Raw genomic sequence first — 16,093 nt, forward strand, 5'->3', positions numbered from 1 at the left:
GATGTCGTAGGTCGCCAGCGCGTCCCGGGCGGTCTCCCGCGACAGCAGCTCGTAGGTGAGGTTGACGTCCGGGTCGCCGAGGAGACACACCCGCGTCACACGCTACCGGACTCGCCCGGCTCCCAAATCGGTTCCGGTCGCGCGTGCCCGGGGCGGTCGACGCAGCGGACGCCCCACCGCGGCTTCGACGCCGCTCCCACCTCACCGCGTCTCGAAGACGAACGTCGCGCCGCCCGCGTCGCTCTCCTCGATCGACACCGTCCAGCCGTGAGCGTCGGCGATGCGCGAGACAATGGCGAGGCCGAACCCGGTTCCGTCGGCCGCGGTGGTGTAGCCCGCGTCGAGCACCGACCCGCGCTCGGCGGCGGGGATCCCGGGGCCGTCGTCGGCGACGACGAACCCGGTCGGCGTCGGGGCGACGGTGACGGTCACCGGGCCGTCGGCGCCGCCGTGCTCGATCGCGTTGCGAAAGAGGTTCTCGAGGAGCCGACGGAGGCGGACCGGGTCGGCGTCGATCGTCGCGTCGCCGACGACGTCGAGGCCGGCCGCTTCGCCCGCGGCTCCCTCGGCGTCCGCCGTCGTCGACCACGCGCCGCGAGCCAGCGCGGCGAGCGAGACCGTCTCCGTCCGCGTCGCCGACTCGCCCTCCCGGGCGAGCGTCAGCGTGTCGTCGACGATCTGTTCGGTTCGCTCTAGGGCGTCCGCGACGCGGTCGAACGCGGCCTCGTCGCCCTCCCGAGCGAGCGTGAGGTACCCCTTCGCGACCGACAGCGGGTTCCGGAGGTCGTGAGCGACGACGGAGGCGAACTCCTCCAGCCGGTCCCGGCGGGTCTCGCTCTCGCGGGAGGTGCGGATCGCGGCCCGCCGTTGGTGGTCGTACAGCCCGATCAGCAGTCCGAGCAGCGTCCCGCGAACGAAGGCGTTCACCAGCGTGAGCCGTCGCTCGGTGAGCACGACCCCCTGCGTCTGCTGGTACAGGATCGTCGTCCCCTCGATGCCGGCGATCAGCGCGCCGCCCAACAGACACCAGCCGACGGTCCGGTCCGTGATCGTCGTCCGGTCGTCGTACCGGATCCACCACAGGAGGGCCAGCAGCGCGGCGGCGAAGCCGATCGGGATCAGCGAGCCGACGACGACCGTCAGCGGGTCGGCGGTCGGGGACAGCGAGAACTCGGCCACGCGAGCGCCGATCCCGACGACGCCGACGAGCGCGAGGACCGGCCAGGCCCGCGTGGACTCCATTGGCCGGACTGTCTCGTCAGACCGCAAATAGCTTCTGAGATCCGCCGGGGGCGACTCTTCCGTCTCTGGATTATCAGAACGTCGAGACGTCGCCGTCAATGACGCTGCGGGTCACGTCCGTGACGTCCGCCAGTTCGCGGTCGACGATGGCGCGCACCTCGGCCTCGATGTCGCCGACCGCGACGCCCTTCTCGGTGACGAGCTGCGCGTCGGCGACGTGGGGCTCGTCGATCGGGCGGCCGATCTGCGAGAGGAGTCGGACCTGCAGGTCGCGGATCCCGTCGACCTCGGCGGTGACCGACTCGGCGATCCGCGTCGACAGGAGGTTGTAGATCTTCCCGATGTGGTTCACCGGGTTCTTCCCGGAGGTGGCCTCCATCGACATCGGCCGGTTCGGGGTGATGAGCCCGTTCGCGCGGTTGCCGCGCCCCACGGAGCCGTCGTCGCCCTGCTCGGCGGAGGTGCCGGTGACCGTGAGGTACACCGACCCCTCGTCGTAGTCGTCGGCGGTGTTGACGTCGACGTGCACCTCGCGGTCGGTGTGGTCCCGGGCGATCCCGGTGACGAACTCGCGAACGTCGTCGACGGCGTCGTCGTAACCGTTGAGGCCGTCGACGTGCCGGTCGACCATCGCGGCCGCGACCGTGATGTCGATCCGGTCGCCCTCGCGTTTGCCCATGATCTTCACGTCCGGGCCGAGCTCGGGGTGCTCGTCGTGGTACGGTCCGTTGAGCGCGTGCTCGGCCTCCAGCACGATCGTCTCCGTCTCCGTGAGGGGCGCGTGGCCGACGCCGAAGGAGGTGTCGTTCGCCATCGGCACCTGCTGGGTCTCCTCGCCGAACACGTCCTGGAGGTCGCCGGAGCCCTCGCCGAGCTTCACGTCGACGACGACGTCGGTGCCGTACTCCAGCTCGGGAATGGCCTCCGCGAGGTAGTCGCGGGCGGCCGCCAGCGCGGTCGAGTCGACCGGGAGCTGCTCTCCCTCGTACTCCTTCGTGGCGCGGCCGACGATGAGCACGTAGATCGGCTCGACGACCTCGCCGCCGCCGTACGCGGGCGCCGCGCGGCCGGCGACGAGCTGCGTCTCGTCGGTGTTGTAGTGGAGCACCTTGCCGACGCGGTCGAGGTAGAGCTGCGAGAGCGCACGCGACACCGACTCCGCGATCCCGTCGCAGATCGAGTCGGGGTGTCCGATACCCTTCCGCTCGACGATCTCGACCTCCTGGTCCTCGACCGCCGCGCGGTCGAGGCGGCTGACCTGTATGTTCCGGTCCATTACGCCTCGGTACTTCACCGGCCGCAGTATAACTTGCGGAAACCTCCCGTGGCCAGGTAATGCTTCTAGGTTATGGTTCGGCAGAAATTGACGCTACTGAACCGCCGCGTACGCCTCGCCCATCACGTCGAGCGCCTCGCGCAGTTCGCCCTCGTCGGTCGCGTAGGAGATCCGCGCGTGACCCCGGCCGCCCTCGCCGAACGCCTCGCCCGGGACGACGATCACGCCGCGGTCGAGGCACTCGTCGACGAACCCCTCGGGCACCCGCGGCATCGCGTAGAAGGCGCCCTGCGGCGTGGGACAGTCGAGGCCGATGTCGGCGAACCCCTCCAGCAGGAGGTCCCGACGGCGCTCGAAGGAGGCGGTCATCTCCTTGACGATACCGCGGTCGCCGCGCAGCGCGGCCTCGGCCGCGTACTGCGCCGGCGCTGACGCGCACGCCTGCGCGTACTGGTGGACCCGCAACATGCGCTCGACCCGCTCGTCGGAGCCGTACACCCACCCGAGCCGCCAGCCCGTCATCGAGAACAGCTTCGAGGCGGAGTTGACGACGACGACGCTGTCGGTCTCCGCGAACTCCATCGGCGAGTAGTGGCTCCCGTCGAAGACGGTGTACTCGTACACCTCGTCGGAGATGCAGAGCACGTCGTGCTCGTCCGCGATCCGCGCGAACTCCCGGACGTCCGCCTCGGAGGAGACGGCGCCGGTGGGGTTGCCGGGCGAGTTCACCACGAACGCCGCGGTGTCGTCGGTGATCGCCGCCTCGACCGCGACCGGGTCGATGGTGAGGTCCTCGCGCAGGGGGGCGGGGACGGGCTCGCCGCCCGCGAGCTTCGTGAGCGCGTCGTAGGAGACGAACCCCGGGTCCGGGATCACCACCTCGTCGCCCGTGTCGACGTGGGCCTCTAACGCGACGTGGAGCGCCTCGCTCCCGCCCGCGGTGGCGATGACGTTCGCGGGGTCGAGATCGACCCCCTGGTCCGTCCGGTGCTTCTCCGCGATCGCCTCGCGCAGCGACCGGACCCCCTTGTTCTCGGTGTACGCGTCCGCGCGCCCGCCCTCGATCGCGTCGACGGCCGCCCGCCTCGCGTGCTCCGGCGTCGGGAAGTCCGGCTGCCCGAGCCCGAGGTTGATCGCGTCGTCGCCGGCCGCCTCGAACACCTCGCGGATCCCGCTGATGGAGATCCGCTCGACCCTGTCGGAGAAGTTCGGCATACGCGTTCGGGGGCGCCGCCGGGAGTTAGTTCTTGTCACGTCGCCGCCGCCGCCGCTCCCACACCGGGCGGCGGTCGTCGTGACCGGGTCCGCGGCGGAGCGTCCCGTCCTCCGCGAGAGGGAGCGCGAACCGACCGCGGAGCACGCTCAACACCTCGTCCGGCCTGGCGCGGAGCAGCGCCTCGTCGACCGCCCTGAGCCGGAGGCGGGGACGCCCGTCGCCCATCGGCACCCGGATCGCCTCGATCAGCTCTCGCTCGACGAGCGCGCGCCGATCGTCCGTCAGCTCCTGTCCCGGCGCGATCCCGACGCCCGCCTCTCGCTCGGTCCCTATCCAGCGCCGGAGGTCCCGCAGCAGGTGGTCGTGTCGGGCGGCCAGCGCGAGGAGGAGCGTTCGGTCGGTGATGGCGCCGACCCGGCCGACCGCGCCGTACTCGAGCGCGTCGAGGACCGCTGCCACGTCGTCGGCGAACCGGTCGTCGAGCGTCTCTCGCGCGGACGCGAGCAGCCGGCTCCGCGAGGGCATGTCGACGGCCGCCGACGTCGCCGCCTCGAACCGCGCCCTCGCCGCCGCGGCGGCTCCGGCGGCGTTCGCGGCCCTCGTCTCGGTGACGAGCGTCCGATCCTCTCGCGGGCCCGCGAGGGCGTCGACGCGCTCTGGCGTCGCGAACAGCGGGCCCCGGTCGGCGCTGTCGGCGGCGGTCTCGCCCGGTCCGACCGTCCGGAGCTCGATCTCGCCGCGCTCGACCGCCTCCGCGACCGCGGTGCCCAGGGCGAACGCCCGGCCGAGCGCGTCGACGGCCTCCGGCCGGCAGGCGACCCGCCACGGTTCCCCGTCGGTCCCTTCCCGGGCCGCGAGCACCGACGGGAACAGCGCGAGCGGGACGCCGACGGCGACGAGGCCGGACCGTCCGGCGAGCGCCGACTCGACCGCCTCCCGAATCCCGTCGTCCGTCTCGGCGATCGCGGCGGCGATCTCGGTGGCGCCGCCGCCGGTTCCGCCGACCGCGGCCGCCGCGTCGCACTCGGCCGATGGCCCGTCGCCGCCGGTCGCCGGGGAATCCATACGGTCCGTCGCGGCGGAACCGGAAAGAACGTTGCGGCGACCGAGCGCGCGGTCCGCCGAGGTCAGGGCGCTCTCGCGAACAGGAGGTACCCGGTGTGCCCGACGCCCGCGGTCGAGGGGCGCGAGCCGCGGTCGGAGAAGTCCATCTTTCGCTGGATCGTCTCCAGCGTCTCGATCCCGTCGAGTCCGGCGTCGCGGGCGGCGAGGACCGCCTCGCGGGTGCCCTCGACGAACGGCGAGTAGACGGCGAGGTGGCCGCCCGGAACGAGCAGGTCGTCAGCGCGCTCGACGACGGCCGGCGCGTCTCCGGTGTCTAGCGTGAGCACGTCGAAGGGCCGCTCGTCTGCGAGCGCGTCGAGCTCCTCGGCGAGGTCGCCGGTCCGGACCTCGACCCGGTCGGCGACGCCCGCAGTTACCATGTTCGAGCGGGCGACGTCGGCGAACTCGGCGTCGACCTCGTAGGTGGTCACGTCGGCGCCGGCCCGACCGAGGTAGGCGGCGAGGATCCCGGTTCCCGTGCCGGCGTCGAGGACGCGGTCGCCGCTCGCCACGCCGGTGTGGCCCATCACGAGCCCCACGTCGCGAGGCATCATCGGCGCGCCGGTGCGTTCGAGGTGGTTGAAGAGGTCGGGGCCGCGGAGCTCGCGGACCTCGAAGACCGTGCCGAGGTGCGTCTCGATCGTGTCGCCGCCCTCGACGTCCTCGGGAACCTCGAGCACGCCGAGGTCGGTGCCGAACTCCTCGCCGGGCTCCAGCAGGTACTCCCGGTCCTCGTGAACGAGCAGGTACGCGGCGTCGGTCACGCCGGATCAGTCACTCCAGAGCCGCGATCGCGGCCGCGAGGTCGCCGTCGGCGTCCTCCAGCGCCTCGCGGGCCGTCGACTCGGGAACGCCCGCGCGCTCGGCGACGAGCGCCACGTCCTCGTCGGGGATGGCGTCGGTCACGCCCGCGTCGCGTTCCGTCGCGTCGACCGACTCGTCTCCGCCCTCGACCGCCGAGAGGCCGCCGGCGCCCGCGTCGGCGACCTCCTCGGGCGAGCCGACGATCTGGTAGGTCTCCTGACCCTGCGCGTCCATCTTGGTAACCTGCGCGTCGTCGAAGACGAGGTCGCCGTCGGCCGTCTCGATGACGACCCGCTCGGCGTCGAGCTCCTGGACGTCGATCCCCATCTGTTTCATCATCTGTTTCATCTTCCGCGGGTTCATGCCGCCTCCTCCGAACATACGAGCGAGTTCGGCCGGACGACACAAAAAGGGTGGCGACACGGAGCGGGGTGGGCGACGCCGACCGTCGCGGCGAAGCGGCCACGGCCGCGCGATCCGGCGAACGGAGCCGGGACGGCTGGGTTCATACATCCCCGACCCCACCGACCGGTATGTACCTCGCCGACTGGTCGTGGCCGGAGCTCGGGGAGCGGCTGGCGGAGGAGTCGGTCGCGCTCGTCCCGCTCGGGTCCACCGAACAGCACGGTCCGCACCTCCCGCTCGCGACCGACCACCTCATCGCCGAGGCGCTCGCTGACGCGGCGGCCGAGGAGACGGGCGTCGTCCGCACGCCGACGATCGCCGTCGGGGTCAGCCCGCACCACCGGCAGTTCCCCGGGACGATGTGGGTCGACCCGCCGGCGTTCCGCGACTACGTCGAGGGGTTCACCCGGAACCTCGCGTACCACGGCGTCGACCGCGTCGTCTACGTGAACGCCCACGGCGGCAACGTCCAGCACCTCCGGGAGGTCGGTCGGCGGCTCCACGAGGACGGGACCACCTACGCGATCGAGTGGATGTGGGACGAGTCGATCCCGCGGTTGGTCGACGAGCTGTTCGAGCACAACGGCCCCCACGCGGGACCGAAGGAGACCGCGATGATCACCCACATCGCGCCCGAACTCGTCCGCGCCGACCAGCTCGAGAACGCGCGGGACGGCGGGCTCGTCCGCCTCGAGGACTCCGACGCGGTCGTTCACGGCGCCCGGACGTACTACGACGCGGTCGACAACTCCGCGAACGGCGCGTTCGGCGACCCGACCGACGTCACTCCCGAGAAGGCCGAGCGCCTGTTCGAGGCGGCTGCCGACCAGCTCGTGCAGCTGGTGGCGTGGCTCGAGGCGCGCGACCGCGAGGAGCTGTTGCCGGCGGAGCGCGTCGAGTCGCCCCCCTAGTCAGCGCCGCGAGCGCCGGAGAGTATCGGATCGATCGCCGCGTCGAGCGCCGCTCGTCGGCCGTCGAGGACCGCGAACCGCTCGTCGCGGCGGCGTTCGAGCCACCGCAGCACCCGGGCGGCCCAGTCGAGCTTCCTCGCCTTCACCGGGCCGACGTTCGGATCGTCGAAGTCCCACCCCGGGAAGACGAGCCGGCCGGCGCCGACGTGGTCCGCGAGGAACGCGGCGCGGTCGCCGTCGGTAAACCCGCCGAGGTTCCGGACCGGCCCCCGGGGAGCGGCCTGCGTCGTCGTCAGCGTCCACGCGTCTTCGAAGCGCGGGAGCCACTCGCGGACGGCGGGGACGTTGTCGCCGTGGGCGTGGGCCGCGACGGGGACGCCCTCGCGGGTCAGTTCGACCGCGGTCCCCGGGTTCTTGTCGAGGTCCGTCACCATGCAGTCGACGACGACGCCGCGGTCGCGGAGCGTGTCCGCCGCCGTGGACGCGGCGACGACGACGTCGGCGTCGCGGGCGATACCGACGTCCTCGGAGAGGCGCGGGGCCGCGCCCGCGACCGCGACGGTCGCGCCTCGCCAGTCGCCGAGCCGCTCCATTGGGAACGGCGTCGACAGGTCGGCGGCGATGTCGCGGGCGCGTTCGTCGTCGGCCCGGGCGAACCCGAAATCCGCCAGGATCGCCCCGTACATCGGCTCGAACGCCTCGAAGTTCACGACGTCACCCCCGCCTGACGGCGCCGTCGCTGGTTGGGGCGAATATGGTATGGACCGGAGTAGCACAGAGTACCCCTACCCGCGTGCCCCTCCGGCGTCCGGTCGATTGGTTGTCTGCACGGCGGCATAAACTTTCTCTTACTCGAAGCCCGCGCCGACCCCTTCGAGGGCGGCGTCGAGGTCGACTGAGACCCCGGAAACGGCGGTTCTGAGCGCAGAGAGCCCCGCGGGAGTGCAGACGAGGAGTCCGGCGCCGGGAGCCCCGCCGTCCGCGGCCGGGCTTTCGCCGACAGCCATCTCAGCGGTCTCGGCGAGGGCGAAGGACGCGCCCCCGACCCCCTCGGGACCTGCGGTCGCGGCCCTGAGCGCGCCGACCATCGGCTCCGACAGCCCGTCCAGCTCGTACGTGCGGACGACCGCGTCGCCGGCCGCGTCGCGGTCGGCGCCGAGTCGGTCGAGGTGTCGCTCCGCCTCTCGGACGGTCGTCACGTCGAGCTCCTCGACGGCGACGTCGCCCGTCTCACGCCCCGAGTCGGACCGAAACCGGTCGCGGGCGAACGCCGCGCCGACGAGCGCTGCGTCTCGCGTCTCCGCCACGTCGTGGGTACGGATCACGTGGGCGCCGCGCTCCACCGCCATCGACGTGGCCGCCAGCGAGACGGGCAGCGCCTCCGCGGTGGTCCGACCGGCGATCGTCTTGAGGAAGCTCTTGCGGTTGATCGAGACGAGCAGGGGTCGGCCGTACCCCCGGAACTCGCGGAGGCGGCGGAACGTCTCGCGGTCGTCGGCGTGGGTCTTCGCCTCCGACCACCCGCCGAAGGCGGGGTCGAGGATCGTCTTGTCGGTGAAGCCGTTCATCGAGAGCGCCTCGTAGATCTCTTCGACCTCCTCGATCGCCCCCGGGCGCTCCAGGTCCGGCGGCGAGGCCATCTTCGAGACGGCGGCGTCGTGCTCGCGGCAGACGCGGGGCATCTCGGGGTCGGCGAACCCGCAGACGTCGTTCACCATGTCGAAGCCGCGCGAGAGGGCCTCGTCGGCGACCTCGTGGTAGCGGGTCTCGATCGACCAGACGGCGTCGCCGGACGTGGATTCGAGCGTCTCGACCGCGGTGTCGAGCCGCGCCAACTCCTGTTCGGCCGAGAGCACGTCGAGGTCCTTGTTGGCCGATTCGAGGCCGACGTCGACGATGTCGGCGCCCTCCCCGATCAGCTCCTCGTCGACGTACGCGGCCGCCTCGCCCGGGTCGTCGTACACGCTCGGGTCGTAGGGAGACTCCGTCGAGACGTTGAGCACGCCCATGATCCGCGGCGGGTGGTCGTCGCCGATCCCCAGCCCCGCGGCGTCCACGTTTCGCATACGCTCGCCACGAGCGCGAGCGACATAAACGGGGCGAGTACCCGACGCGTTCGCCGGGGGATCGACCTCCGTCCTGACGCGAACGCACTCGGCGGTGAGGCACGCGCTCGGCGGCGAGGCACGCACCTGGCGGAGGCACGCATCGATCCGAGACGGCGACTACGAGACGAACTTCAGCAGGTCGTCGCGGTTGTGTTCGTGAAACCGCGTCCGGAGGCACTCCTCTAACGCCTCGATGTCGCCTCGCTTCGCGCAGATCGGCGCGATCCGGTCGGACCACTGCTGCCACGGCGGGTAGAGCCCGAGGCGGTCGCAAATCTCGTCGAGCCGCTCGTCGAGGTCGTCGATCTTGTCGGTCTTGTTGACGGCGACGATGGGCTCGACGCCGACGTCCTCGAGGAAGCCGTACATCTCCACGTCGTGCGGAACGTTCCCGCGCTCGGCGTGTCGGTCGATGATGTCGACGGCGGCCTTCCCGTCCATCACGACGACGCCGGCCAGGATCGAGTCGGCGTTCTCCTCCAGGTAGCGCACGATGTTCGTCTTGATCGCCTCGCGGTGCTCCGCCTCGACGCCGGACATGAACCCGAACCCGGGGAGGTCCGTGAACATGAAGTCCTCGCTCGCCCAGTCGAAGTGGTTCGGCTGGCGGGTGACTCCCGGCTTGCCGCCCGTCGAGAAGTCGTGGCCCGTCAGCTCGCGCATCAGCGTGGACTTGCCGACGTTCGATCGCCCCACGAGGACGACCTCCGCGTCGCGGTCCGGCCGGTCTTCGAACATACGCGTACGTGGGCGACAGAACGGTTTAAAAGGCGCGTCGTCGGTCTCGGACGCCGTCGCGGCGGAGGGCGGCGCGCGTCGGTCCAGAGTCGACCCGGTCGCTCCCTCGCACCGTGAGTGTATATTTCGTGAAGATCTGAACTGAATCATGGCTCCACCGCAATGTTTATATATTCATACACGGTGTGAGTCATCGTAACATGGATATCCCGACGAGGGCTCGCAACCGTCGCACCGGCCCGACGAAGCCGACGAAAACCCGTGTCGACGCCCCGGAACGCGTGCGGCGAAGGTCACGATCGCCCGAGGGTCGCTCGTCTCAACCGTCCGTCTCTGACCGCTCGAGGGGGGGCGCATGACGGGCGGCGAGACGGTCGGTGCCATCTCGCTCGTTCCGCCGCTTCTGGCGATCGTTCTCGCTATCGCGACGCGGAAACCGGTCCTGTCGCTGTTCTTGGGGATCTGGTCGGGCGGCGTCATCCACACGATGAACCACGGCGTGGTGCAGACGCTGGACTGGCTCGTCTCCTCGATCGGCGAGAGCACGTTCAACGCGAAGATCATGCTGATCGTGTTGTTCCTCGGGGCCGGCGTCGCGCTCATCTGGCGGCTCGGCGGGGCGAACGCCCTCGCGAACGCGGTGACCTCCAAGCTCAACACCCAACGGAAGGTCGGCGCGGCGACGTGGCTCTTCGGCATGATCTGGTTCTTCGACGACTACTCGAACACGGCGATCGTCGGCACCACGATGCGGGAGATCTCTGACGAAGTGAATATCTCTCGGGAGAAGCTCGCGTACATGATCGACTCGACGGCCGCGCCCGTCGCGACGTTCGGCATCTCGAGCTGGGTCGCGTATCAGCTGAGCATGATCCGCGATGGGTACGAGGCCGCGGGCGTCTCCGTCGAATCGGGGGAGGTCCCCAGCGCGTTCGCGCTGTTCTTACAGAGCATCCCGTTCAACATGTACTGCCTGTTCGCGGTCGCGATGGTCGGGATAATCGTCTTCACTAGGCGGGACTTCGGCGAGATGCTCGACGCCGAGCACCGCTCGGCGACGGAGGGGAAGGTCCTGCGTGACGGGGCCATCCCGATGCAGAGCGCCGAGGACAGCCTCGGGGACGTGCTGACCGACTCGCCGCAGCTCCGGTACTTCGTGGTCCCGACCCTCGCCCTGATGGTGACCGTGGTCGGCGGCGGTTTCTACACCGGAATCAACGCGTCGGAACCCGGCGCGGGGCCGTTCGAGATCGCCGGCAACGCCGCCTTCGTCGACGCGCTGCTGTGGGGGACGTTCATGATGGTCGCCGTCGCGTTCGCCATGGGCGTCGCGAGCGGGCTCGCCAACCTCGACGAGGCGATGGAGACCGTGATCGACGGCTTCGGAATGATGCTGACCGCGCTCACGATCCTCGTGATGGCGTGGACGATCGGCACCGTCACCACCGCGCTCGGCACGGGGGTCTTCGTCACGAACATCGCGGAGAACATCGTGACGCCGACGCTGCTCCCGGTCGTCGTGCTGATGGCGTCCGCGTTCATCGCGTTCTCGACGGGGACCTCCTGGGGGACGATGGCGATCGTCACGCCGATCGCCGTCCCGCTGGCGTGGAGCGTCGGCGGCAGCACGCCGGAACTCCTCCCCGTCGCGATCGGGACCGTGTTCAGCGGCGCCATCTTCGGGGACCACTGTTCGCCCATCTCCGACACGACGATCCTCTCGTCGACGTTCACCGGGTCCGACCACATCGATCACGTCCGCACCCAGATGTACTACGCCACGACGGTGCTGATCGTTGCCGCGCTGCTGTTGACGGTGTGGGGCGCCACCCGTATCACGCCGTTCGTGCTGCTCCCGATCGGCGTAGTGACGCTTGTCGGTCTTGTGTACGTCCTCTCCGAGTTCGACGCGAACCGGAAGGGCGTGGAGGCGACCCGCTCGGTCCGAGCCGGAAGTCGGACGATCAGCGACGACGACTGAGCCCGCGGCCGACCCGAGCGTCGGCCGACCGCCACGATCACTCTTTTACACCACGTCAGGAGGACCGGCCGATTTCAGAACGCGTCGTAGCGACGGCCGAGTCAGTGCCGTCGCCTCCGGAACCTCCGATCAGACCGCCGCGCCGCGGTCGTCGTCGTCGACCGTCACTGCCTCACCGTCGGCCGGGCCGCCCTCGATCCGGTCGTTGACGGTCGCGAACGCCGACCCGAACATCCGGAACACGGCGACCTGTCCGTAGAACTGGACGAACGGAACGAGCAGGAGGCCGACGACGGTGACGGCCAGCACCGCCGTGGCGATCCACGTGATCACCGCGACGACGATGGGCATCAGCACCGCGACGAGGTACTCGGTACTGAACAGCGCCGGCTTCAGCAGGTCCGGATCGAACGCGGCGCCCAGCTCCCCGCGGGCCGCGTACGCCGACAGCGCGGCGGGCACCGCGTAGTAGACCAGGAACAGCACCGGGACGAACGCCAGCGCCAGCAGCACCCCGACCACGCCGATGAGCGCGCCCGCGTCCCCGCCGACGGCGCCGCTCGTTCCCCCGACGATCGCGACCGCGACGACGTACGCGACCACCGGAATCACCGTGTACGCGATCGTGATGATCGCCCCGACCACGCCCTTCGTCAGGAGGTCGCCCCAGTCGGTGAACTCCGGCGGGACCTCGTCGCCGGCGATCGTCTCCTCCAACACGCGAACGAGGTACCCGACGATGAGGAACGCCGGAACCACGAGCACCGAGAGGAATCCCAACACGCCGCCGATGACGATTCGTCCGATCCAGTCGCCGCGCACCGGGTACGAGAGGCCGTCTTCCAACATACGCCGAATCAACACCGATCTGATGCATAAACGCGGCGATAGATACCGGTCGACCGGCGGACGCACCGAGTCGGCGCCGACGCTGCCGCCCGCTCCCGTGACCGCGTTCGGGGCTTACTTACCGCCTCCGACCGTTCCGCTCGCATGGACAAACAGGCCGTCCGCGAGGCCGTCTGGGACGCCTTCGAGGCGGGCGACCAGGCCCGGTTCCCGTTCCCGCCCCGCGATCGGATACCGAACTTCGCGGGCGCGGACGCGGCGTGCGAGCGGCTGACCGAGACCACCGAGTGGGCCGACGCGGAGACGCTCAAGTGCAACCCCGACGCGCCGCAACTCCCGGTCAGGCGCGCCGCGCTCCGCGCCGGCAAGACGGTGTACGTCGCGCAGCCGCGGCTCCGGAGTCCCGATCCGTTCCTCCGTCTCGACCCCGACGCCATCGGGGCCGACGGCGACGCGACCATCGACGACGCCACCACCGTCTCCGGGATCTCGACGCACGGCACACCGGTCGCGCCCGAGGACGTCCCCCACGTCGACCTCGTCGTCTCCGGCTCCGTCGCCGTCACGACCGACGGCGCCCGGATCGGCAAGGGCGAGGGGTACAGCGACCTGGAGTGGGGCGTGCTCAGCGAGCTCGACGCGGTCGACAGCGAGGGACTCCGTCCCTCGGGCAGTCGGGCGAAGCCCGGCGACGAGGGGACGACGACCGCGACCACGGTCCACGAGCTGTCCGTGCTCGATGGGCCGAAGTCGGCACTCGCCGGCGGGGGACACGGGGACGACGGCGCTCGTACGCCCCCGCTCCCCCGACCGGACGCGCACGACGTGCCGCTCGACCTGATCGCCACGCCGGAGCGAACGATTCGGACCGAGACGCCGTACGAGCGTCCGTCGGGGATCGACTGGGGAGCGCTCGACGCGGACCGACTGGACGCGATCCCGGTGCTCGCGGAGCGGGCACCGGGGCGAAAATAGGGGGACTCGGCCGCCCGACGGCGACCGCGGACCGCTCAGTCGGCGCGCTGTTGCGACGGCGCGGACCGCGCCGTGCGGTGGTCGGCGACGTGACCGCACTCGGGGCAGACGATGGTGCGTTCGTCGCCGTCGCTGACGACGAGCCACCCCTCCGAGACGGGGTTCTGGAAGCTGCACTCCGCACAGAAGAGGACCGACTTCCGGCGGGACGACCGGGGACCGCTGGCGACTGCGTTCATGTCTCGCGGTAGGAGCCGGACGTATATGGGTCTTGTTCGACCCGATCGTTCGGTATATTTCGAACTGTAGCCGGAAAACCCGCTAAAATTCGGTCGAAACGGCACGATCGTTTCGGAAAGTTGAACGAAACCGACCGGTGCCCTCGATCGCCTCGGCCCCCGATCGACCCGGTGCCCCCGATGGCCCCGGCGCTCACCGCGCGAGCGGCATGTTGTAGCTCGTCTCCGCCGCCATCACGTGCTCCCACGTCGCCTCGCACTCGCAGGACACCTGTTCGAAGACGCTCGGGTCCTGTCGCCTGTCGAAGTCCTTGATCGCGGTCTGGACCCGGTCGTCGCACTCGCCGCAGTTGTGCGCGCCCCGATCGGAGCCGTGTCCGACCGGATCGGAGACGACGATGGCGTCGACGTCGGCCGTCTCCGCCAGGACGTGCGCGACCGACCAGAGCCACGGCGGCCGGTAGCCGCCCTCGAAGAACAGCTCGTCGACCATCGTGTACCGCTGGACGTTCGTCGGGTTCATCGAGACGGTGTGACACCCCTCCACGTCGGCACAGCGACGGATGGAGTCGACCATGTCGGCGGCGGCCTCGGGCTCCGCGAGGAACGGCGGCTTCATGAGGAGGTACGCCTTGATCCCCACGGCCGCGTCGAACGACTCGTCGGCGGCGGCCGCCTCGGCGCAGGCGTCCTCGAAGTCCGAGAAGTCGAAGTACTTGTTCACGCAGTCGTGACGCACGCGGTCGGTGGCGGTCTCCAGCCCGACGGCCACGTCGGTCGCGATCCCGTGGTCGGCGAAGTCGGCGATCTTCTCGCGGTCGACGAAGTCCGGCAGCGACTCGACCACGATCCGGCCGCGGTCGGCGAACGTCTCGGCGATGGCCCGTCGGGTCTCCGCGGGCACCTCGCGCTCGTCGAGGAAGGAGCCGGAGGTGTAGATCTTGATCAGCTCGGCGGGGGCGTCCGCGTTCTTCGCCTCGTGGTCGAGACACACCTCGATCTGGTTCATGAGGGCCTCGTGGCTCACGCTCCCGCCCTCCACGGACTCGGCGACGTAGCCGCACATCGTGCAGCCGCCGGCGCGCGCCCAGCGGCAGCCGCCGGTGTTGAGGATGATCGTGAGCGAGTTCACGACCCCGTCGGGGGTGTTGTCCTCGTCGATCCACACGCGAGTGGGCTGCGTCGGGTCGTACGTCTCCGAGCGCTCGGCGCGGATGTCGCGCATCACGGCGTTGTGCGCGTCCATCCCGCGCCCCTGCTCGTACGCGTCGGGGCTCGGCTGGCTCATTACCGGAGGGAGCGGGCGAGCGCGTAAAGCCGTGTCGTCATCGCGTACCCTCCCGCGCCGACGACCGCCCCCGCGGCGTTGACGGCGGCGTCGCCCCACGCGAACGACCGCCACGGGATCGGCGCCTGGACCAGCTCGATCCCGAACCCGAACGCCGTCGCCGCGGCCGCTGCGAGCGCGAGCACGACGACCCGCCGCTCTCGATTTCCCCCCGACGCGGATTCCGCCGCGCGAACGAGCAGCGCGGCGAGCCCTGCGTAGCCCAGGAAGTGGAACGGAGTGGTGAGCCCGATCGCCGGCGGGAGCGCGCCGGCGACCCCGCCGAGCACGCCGCCGGTGCCCCCTCCCGACGACGCGGAGGGAACCGGAACCACCGATCCGACGAACACGACGACCGCGAACGCGGTCACGACGGTTCGCCGCCGCTCTGCGGCGCGCCCGGCGATCACGATTAGCCCGTCGGAGCCGACTCGCCGATCGCGGTCGGAATCGGTCACGCTCTCGGTTCGTCTCGTGAGAAGTTAGGGTTCACGGCCTCGGCGGAGCCGACCCGCGACGCGAGTCGGCAGCCGAAACCGCTCGCTCGCACAACGTCTCCGGGGGCGCTCCATCCCCTCCGATCGCGTTGCGGTCCTCGGATATCGACCGCGTCAACGGCGCGCAGAATATATAGGCCAGCCGCCAGACACGCGGCGAATAGTAACCGGTATCGGCTACGTCGAGAGGTGAACACCTAACCCGCTACGGTCCTTCTATAATGAACGAGCATTACATGACTGAAATGGGCGGATACAGAGACCGAGTCGCACAGGTCGATCTCGGGGACGGAGCGGTCAACTACCGGGGAATCGACGACGCGGACGCGAAAAAGTACATCGGGGCGCGTGGGCTCGGCGTGAGGTATCTCTTCGACGCCGGGCCGGACGTCGACCCGCTGGGACCGGACAACCGGCTCGC

Annotated in this window: 18 protein-coding genes; 4 read left to right on the forward strand and 14 right to left on the reverse strand. The window is 70.5% G+C overall.

What is annotated here, in order from left to right; all coding sequences use genetic code 11:
* The 7 genes from U4E84_RS14160 to U4E84_RS14190 form a co-directional block, all read right to left on the reverse strand.
* Positions 1-99, reverse strand: a 99-nt coding sequence (locus tag U4E84_RS14160) for a DUF5804 family protein (RefSeq protein ID WP_322532777.1), incomplete at its 3' end; no start/stop codon positions are given.
* 102 nt (positions 100-201) lie between these two features.
* Complete coding sequence (locus tag U4E84_RS14165) at positions 202-1,242, reverse strand: HAMP domain-containing sensor histidine kinase (protein WP_322532761.1); 1,041 nt, start codon at positions 1,240-1,242, stop codon at positions 202-204.
* 73 nt (positions 1,243-1,315) lie between these two features.
* A complete protein-coding gene (locus tag U4E84_RS14170) occupies positions 1,316-2,518 on the reverse strand; it encodes a methionine adenosyltransferase (RefSeq protein WP_322532762.1) in 1,203 nt (400 codons plus the stop codon).
* Positions 2,519-2,611: 93 nt separating this feature from the next.
* On the reverse strand, positions 2,612-3,733 hold the full coding sequence (locus tag U4E84_RS14175; RefSeq protein WP_322532763.1) for an aminotransferase class I/II-fold pyridoxal phosphate-dependent enzyme: 1,122 nt from the start codon (positions 3,731-3,733) through the stop codon (positions 2,612-2,614).
* 25 nt (positions 3,734-3,758) lie between these two features.
* Positions 3,759-4,799, reverse strand: coding sequence for a DUF5821 family protein (locus tag U4E84_RS14180; protein ID WP_322532764.1), 1,041 nt, complete (start codon positions 4,797-4,799; stop codon positions 3,759-3,761).
* Positions 4,800-4,861: 62 nt separating this feature from the next.
* The gene (locus U4E84_RS14185; protein ID WP_322532765.1) at positions 4,862-5,602 is read right to left on the reverse strand and encodes a tRNA (adenine-N1)-methyltransferase; all 741 of its coding nucleotides are present in this window, start codon (positions 5,600-5,602) and stop codon (positions 4,862-4,864) included.
* A gap of 10 nt (positions 5,603-5,612) precedes the next feature.
* Entirely contained in the window at positions 5,613-6,023 is a 411-nt protein-coding gene (locus U4E84_RS14190; protein WP_322532766.1) for a nascent polypeptide-associated complex protein, read from the reverse strand.
* A gap of 152 nt (positions 6,024-6,175) precedes the next feature.
* Here U4E84_RS14190 and U4E84_RS14195 point away from each other — a divergent pair, with 152 nt between their 5' ends.
* Positions 6,176-6,958: a creatininase family protein gene (locus U4E84_RS14195; protein WP_322532767.1), complete on the forward strand. Its 783-nt coding sequence runs from the start codon at positions 6,176-6,178 to the stop codon at positions 6,956-6,958.
* Here the strand turns inward: U4E84_RS14195 and U4E84_RS14200 are convergent.
* The 3 genes from U4E84_RS14200 to engB form a co-directional block, all read right to left on the reverse strand.
* Positions 6,955-7,668: a 6-hydroxymethylpterin diphosphokinase MptE-like protein gene (locus tag U4E84_RS14200; protein WP_322532768.1), complete on the reverse strand. Its 714-nt coding sequence runs from the start codon at positions 7,666-7,668 to the stop codon at positions 6,955-6,957. The genes U4E84_RS14195 and U4E84_RS14200 overlap by 4 nt on opposite strands.
* Before the next feature lie 138 nt (positions 7,669-7,806).
* Positions 7,807-9,024, reverse strand: a complete 1,218-nt coding sequence (locus U4E84_RS14205) for a dihydropteroate synthase (protein WP_322532769.1) — start codon at positions 9,022-9,024, stop codon at positions 7,807-7,809.
* A 159-nt stretch (positions 9,025-9,183) separates the two neighbouring features.
* Positions 9,184-9,804, reverse strand: coding sequence for a GTP-binding protein EngB (engB, locus tag U4E84_RS14210; RefSeq protein WP_322532770.1), 621 nt, complete (start codon positions 9,802-9,804; stop codon positions 9,184-9,186).
* 355 nt (positions 9,805-10,159) lie between these two features.
* Here engB and U4E84_RS14215 point away from each other — a divergent pair, with 355 nt between their 5' ends.
* Positions 10,160-11,785 carry a Na+/H+ antiporter NhaC family protein gene (locus U4E84_RS14215; protein WP_322532772.1) on the forward strand — a complete coding sequence of 542 codons (1,626 nt, stop codon included), beginning with the start codon at positions 10,160-10,162 and terminating at the stop codon, positions 11,783-11,785.
* Positions 11,786-11,914: 129 nt separating this feature from the next.
* Here the strand turns inward: U4E84_RS14215 and U4E84_RS14220 are convergent, their stop codons facing one another.
* Positions 11,915-12,634: a DUF4013 domain-containing protein gene (locus U4E84_RS14220; protein WP_322532773.1), complete on the reverse strand. Its 720-nt coding sequence runs from the start codon at positions 12,632-12,634 to the stop codon at positions 11,915-11,917.
* Between the two features lie 144 nt (positions 12,635-12,778).
* On the opposite strand from U4E84_RS14220, the gene U4E84_RS14225 reads away from it, so the two are divergent.
* Entirely contained in the window at positions 12,779-13,609 is an 831-nt protein-coding gene (locus tag U4E84_RS14225) for a 5-formyltetrahydrofolate cyclo-ligase (RefSeq protein WP_322532774.1), read from the forward strand.
* Between the two features lie 35 nt (positions 13,610-13,644).
* Here U4E84_RS14225 and U4E84_RS14230 read toward each other — a convergent pair whose 3' ends face one another.
* From U4E84_RS14230 to U4E84_RS14240, 3 genes are all read right to left on the reverse strand, one after another.
* Positions 13,645-13,848, reverse strand: a complete 204-nt coding sequence (locus U4E84_RS14230; RefSeq protein ID WP_322532775.1) for a hypothetical protein — start codon at positions 13,846-13,848, stop codon at positions 13,645-13,647.
* Between the two features lie 193 nt (positions 13,849-14,041).
* Positions 14,042-15,136, reverse strand: a complete 1,095-nt coding sequence (locus U4E84_RS14235) for an archaeosine biosynthesis radical SAM protein RaSEA (RefSeq protein WP_322532776.1) — start codon at positions 15,134-15,136, stop codon at positions 14,042-14,044.
* A complete protein-coding gene (locus U4E84_RS14240; protein WP_322532778.1) occupies positions 15,136-15,588 on the reverse strand; it encodes a hypothetical protein in 453 nt (150 codons plus the stop codon). Before U4E84_RS14240 ends, U4E84_RS14235 begins: the two co-directional genes overlap by 1 nt.
* Positions 15,589-15,908: 320 nt before the next feature.
* On the opposite strand from U4E84_RS14240, the gene U4E84_RS14245 reads away from it, so the two are divergent.
* A partial coding sequence (locus tag U4E84_RS14245; RefSeq protein ID WP_322532779.1) for an aldehyde ferredoxin oxidoreductase N-terminal domain-containing protein occupies positions 15,909-16,093 on the forward strand: 185 nt, incomplete at its 3' end.

The sequence above is a fragment of the Halorubrum sp. AD140 genome (assembly GCF_034497445.1).
In the GTDB taxonomy this organism is placed as follows: Archaea; Halobacteriota; Halobacteria; order Halobacteriales; family Haloferacaceae; genus Halorubrum.

Bases quoted from the DNA above. Each gene is read 5' to 3' on its own strand.
- U4E84_RS14235 (WP_322532776.1), bottom strand. From the start codon at position 15,136: ATGAGCCAGCCGAGCCCCGACGCGTACGAGCAGGGGCGCGGGATGGAC.
- U4E84_RS14220 (WP_322532773.1), bottom strand. From the start codon at position 12,634: ATGTTGGAAGACGGCCTCTCGTACCCGGTGCGCGGCGACTGGATCGGA.
- U4E84_RS14225 (WP_322532774.1), top strand. From the start codon at position 12,779: ATGGACAAACAGGCCGTCCGCGAGGCCGTCTGGGACGCCTTCGAGGCG.
- U4E84_RS14195 (WP_322532767.1), top strand. From the start codon at position 6,176: ATGTACCTCGCCGACTGGTCGTGGCCGGAGCTCGGGGAGCGGCTGGCG.
- U4E84_RS14215 (WP_322532772.1), top strand. From the start codon at position 10,160: ATGACGGGCGGCGAGACGGTCGGTGCCATCTCGCTCGTTCCGCCGCTT.
- U4E84_RS14180 (WP_322532764.1), bottom strand. From the start codon at position 4,799: ATGGATTCCCCGGCGACCGGCGGCGACGGGCCATCGGCCGAGTGCGAC.
- U4E84_RS14190 (WP_322532766.1), bottom strand. From the start codon at position 6,023: ATGTTCGGAGGAGGCGGCATGAACCCGCGGAAGATGAAACAGATGATG.
- U4E84_RS14175 (WP_322532763.1), bottom strand. From the start codon at position 3,733: ATGCCGAACTTCTCCGACAGGGTCGAGCGGATCTCCATCAGCGGGATC.
- U4E84_RS14165 (WP_322532761.1), bottom strand. From the start codon at position 1,242: ATGGAGTCCACGCGGGCCTGGCCGGTCCTCGCGCTCGTCGGCGTCGTC.
- engB (WP_322532770.1), bottom strand. From the start codon at position 9,804: ATGTTCGAAGACCGGCCGGACCGCGACGCGGAGGTCGTCCTCGTGGGG.
- U4E84_RS14205 (WP_322532769.1), bottom strand. From the start codon at position 9,024: ATGCGAAACGTGGACGCCGCGGGGCTGGGGATCGGCGACGACCACCCG.
- U4E84_RS14230 (WP_322532775.1), bottom strand. From the start codon at position 13,848: ATGAACGCAGTCGCCAGCGGTCCCCGGTCGTCCCGCCGGAAGTCGGTC.
- U4E84_RS14170 (WP_322532762.1), bottom strand. From the start codon at position 2,518: ATGGACCGGAACATACAGGTCAGCCGCCTCGACCGCGCGGCGGTCGAG.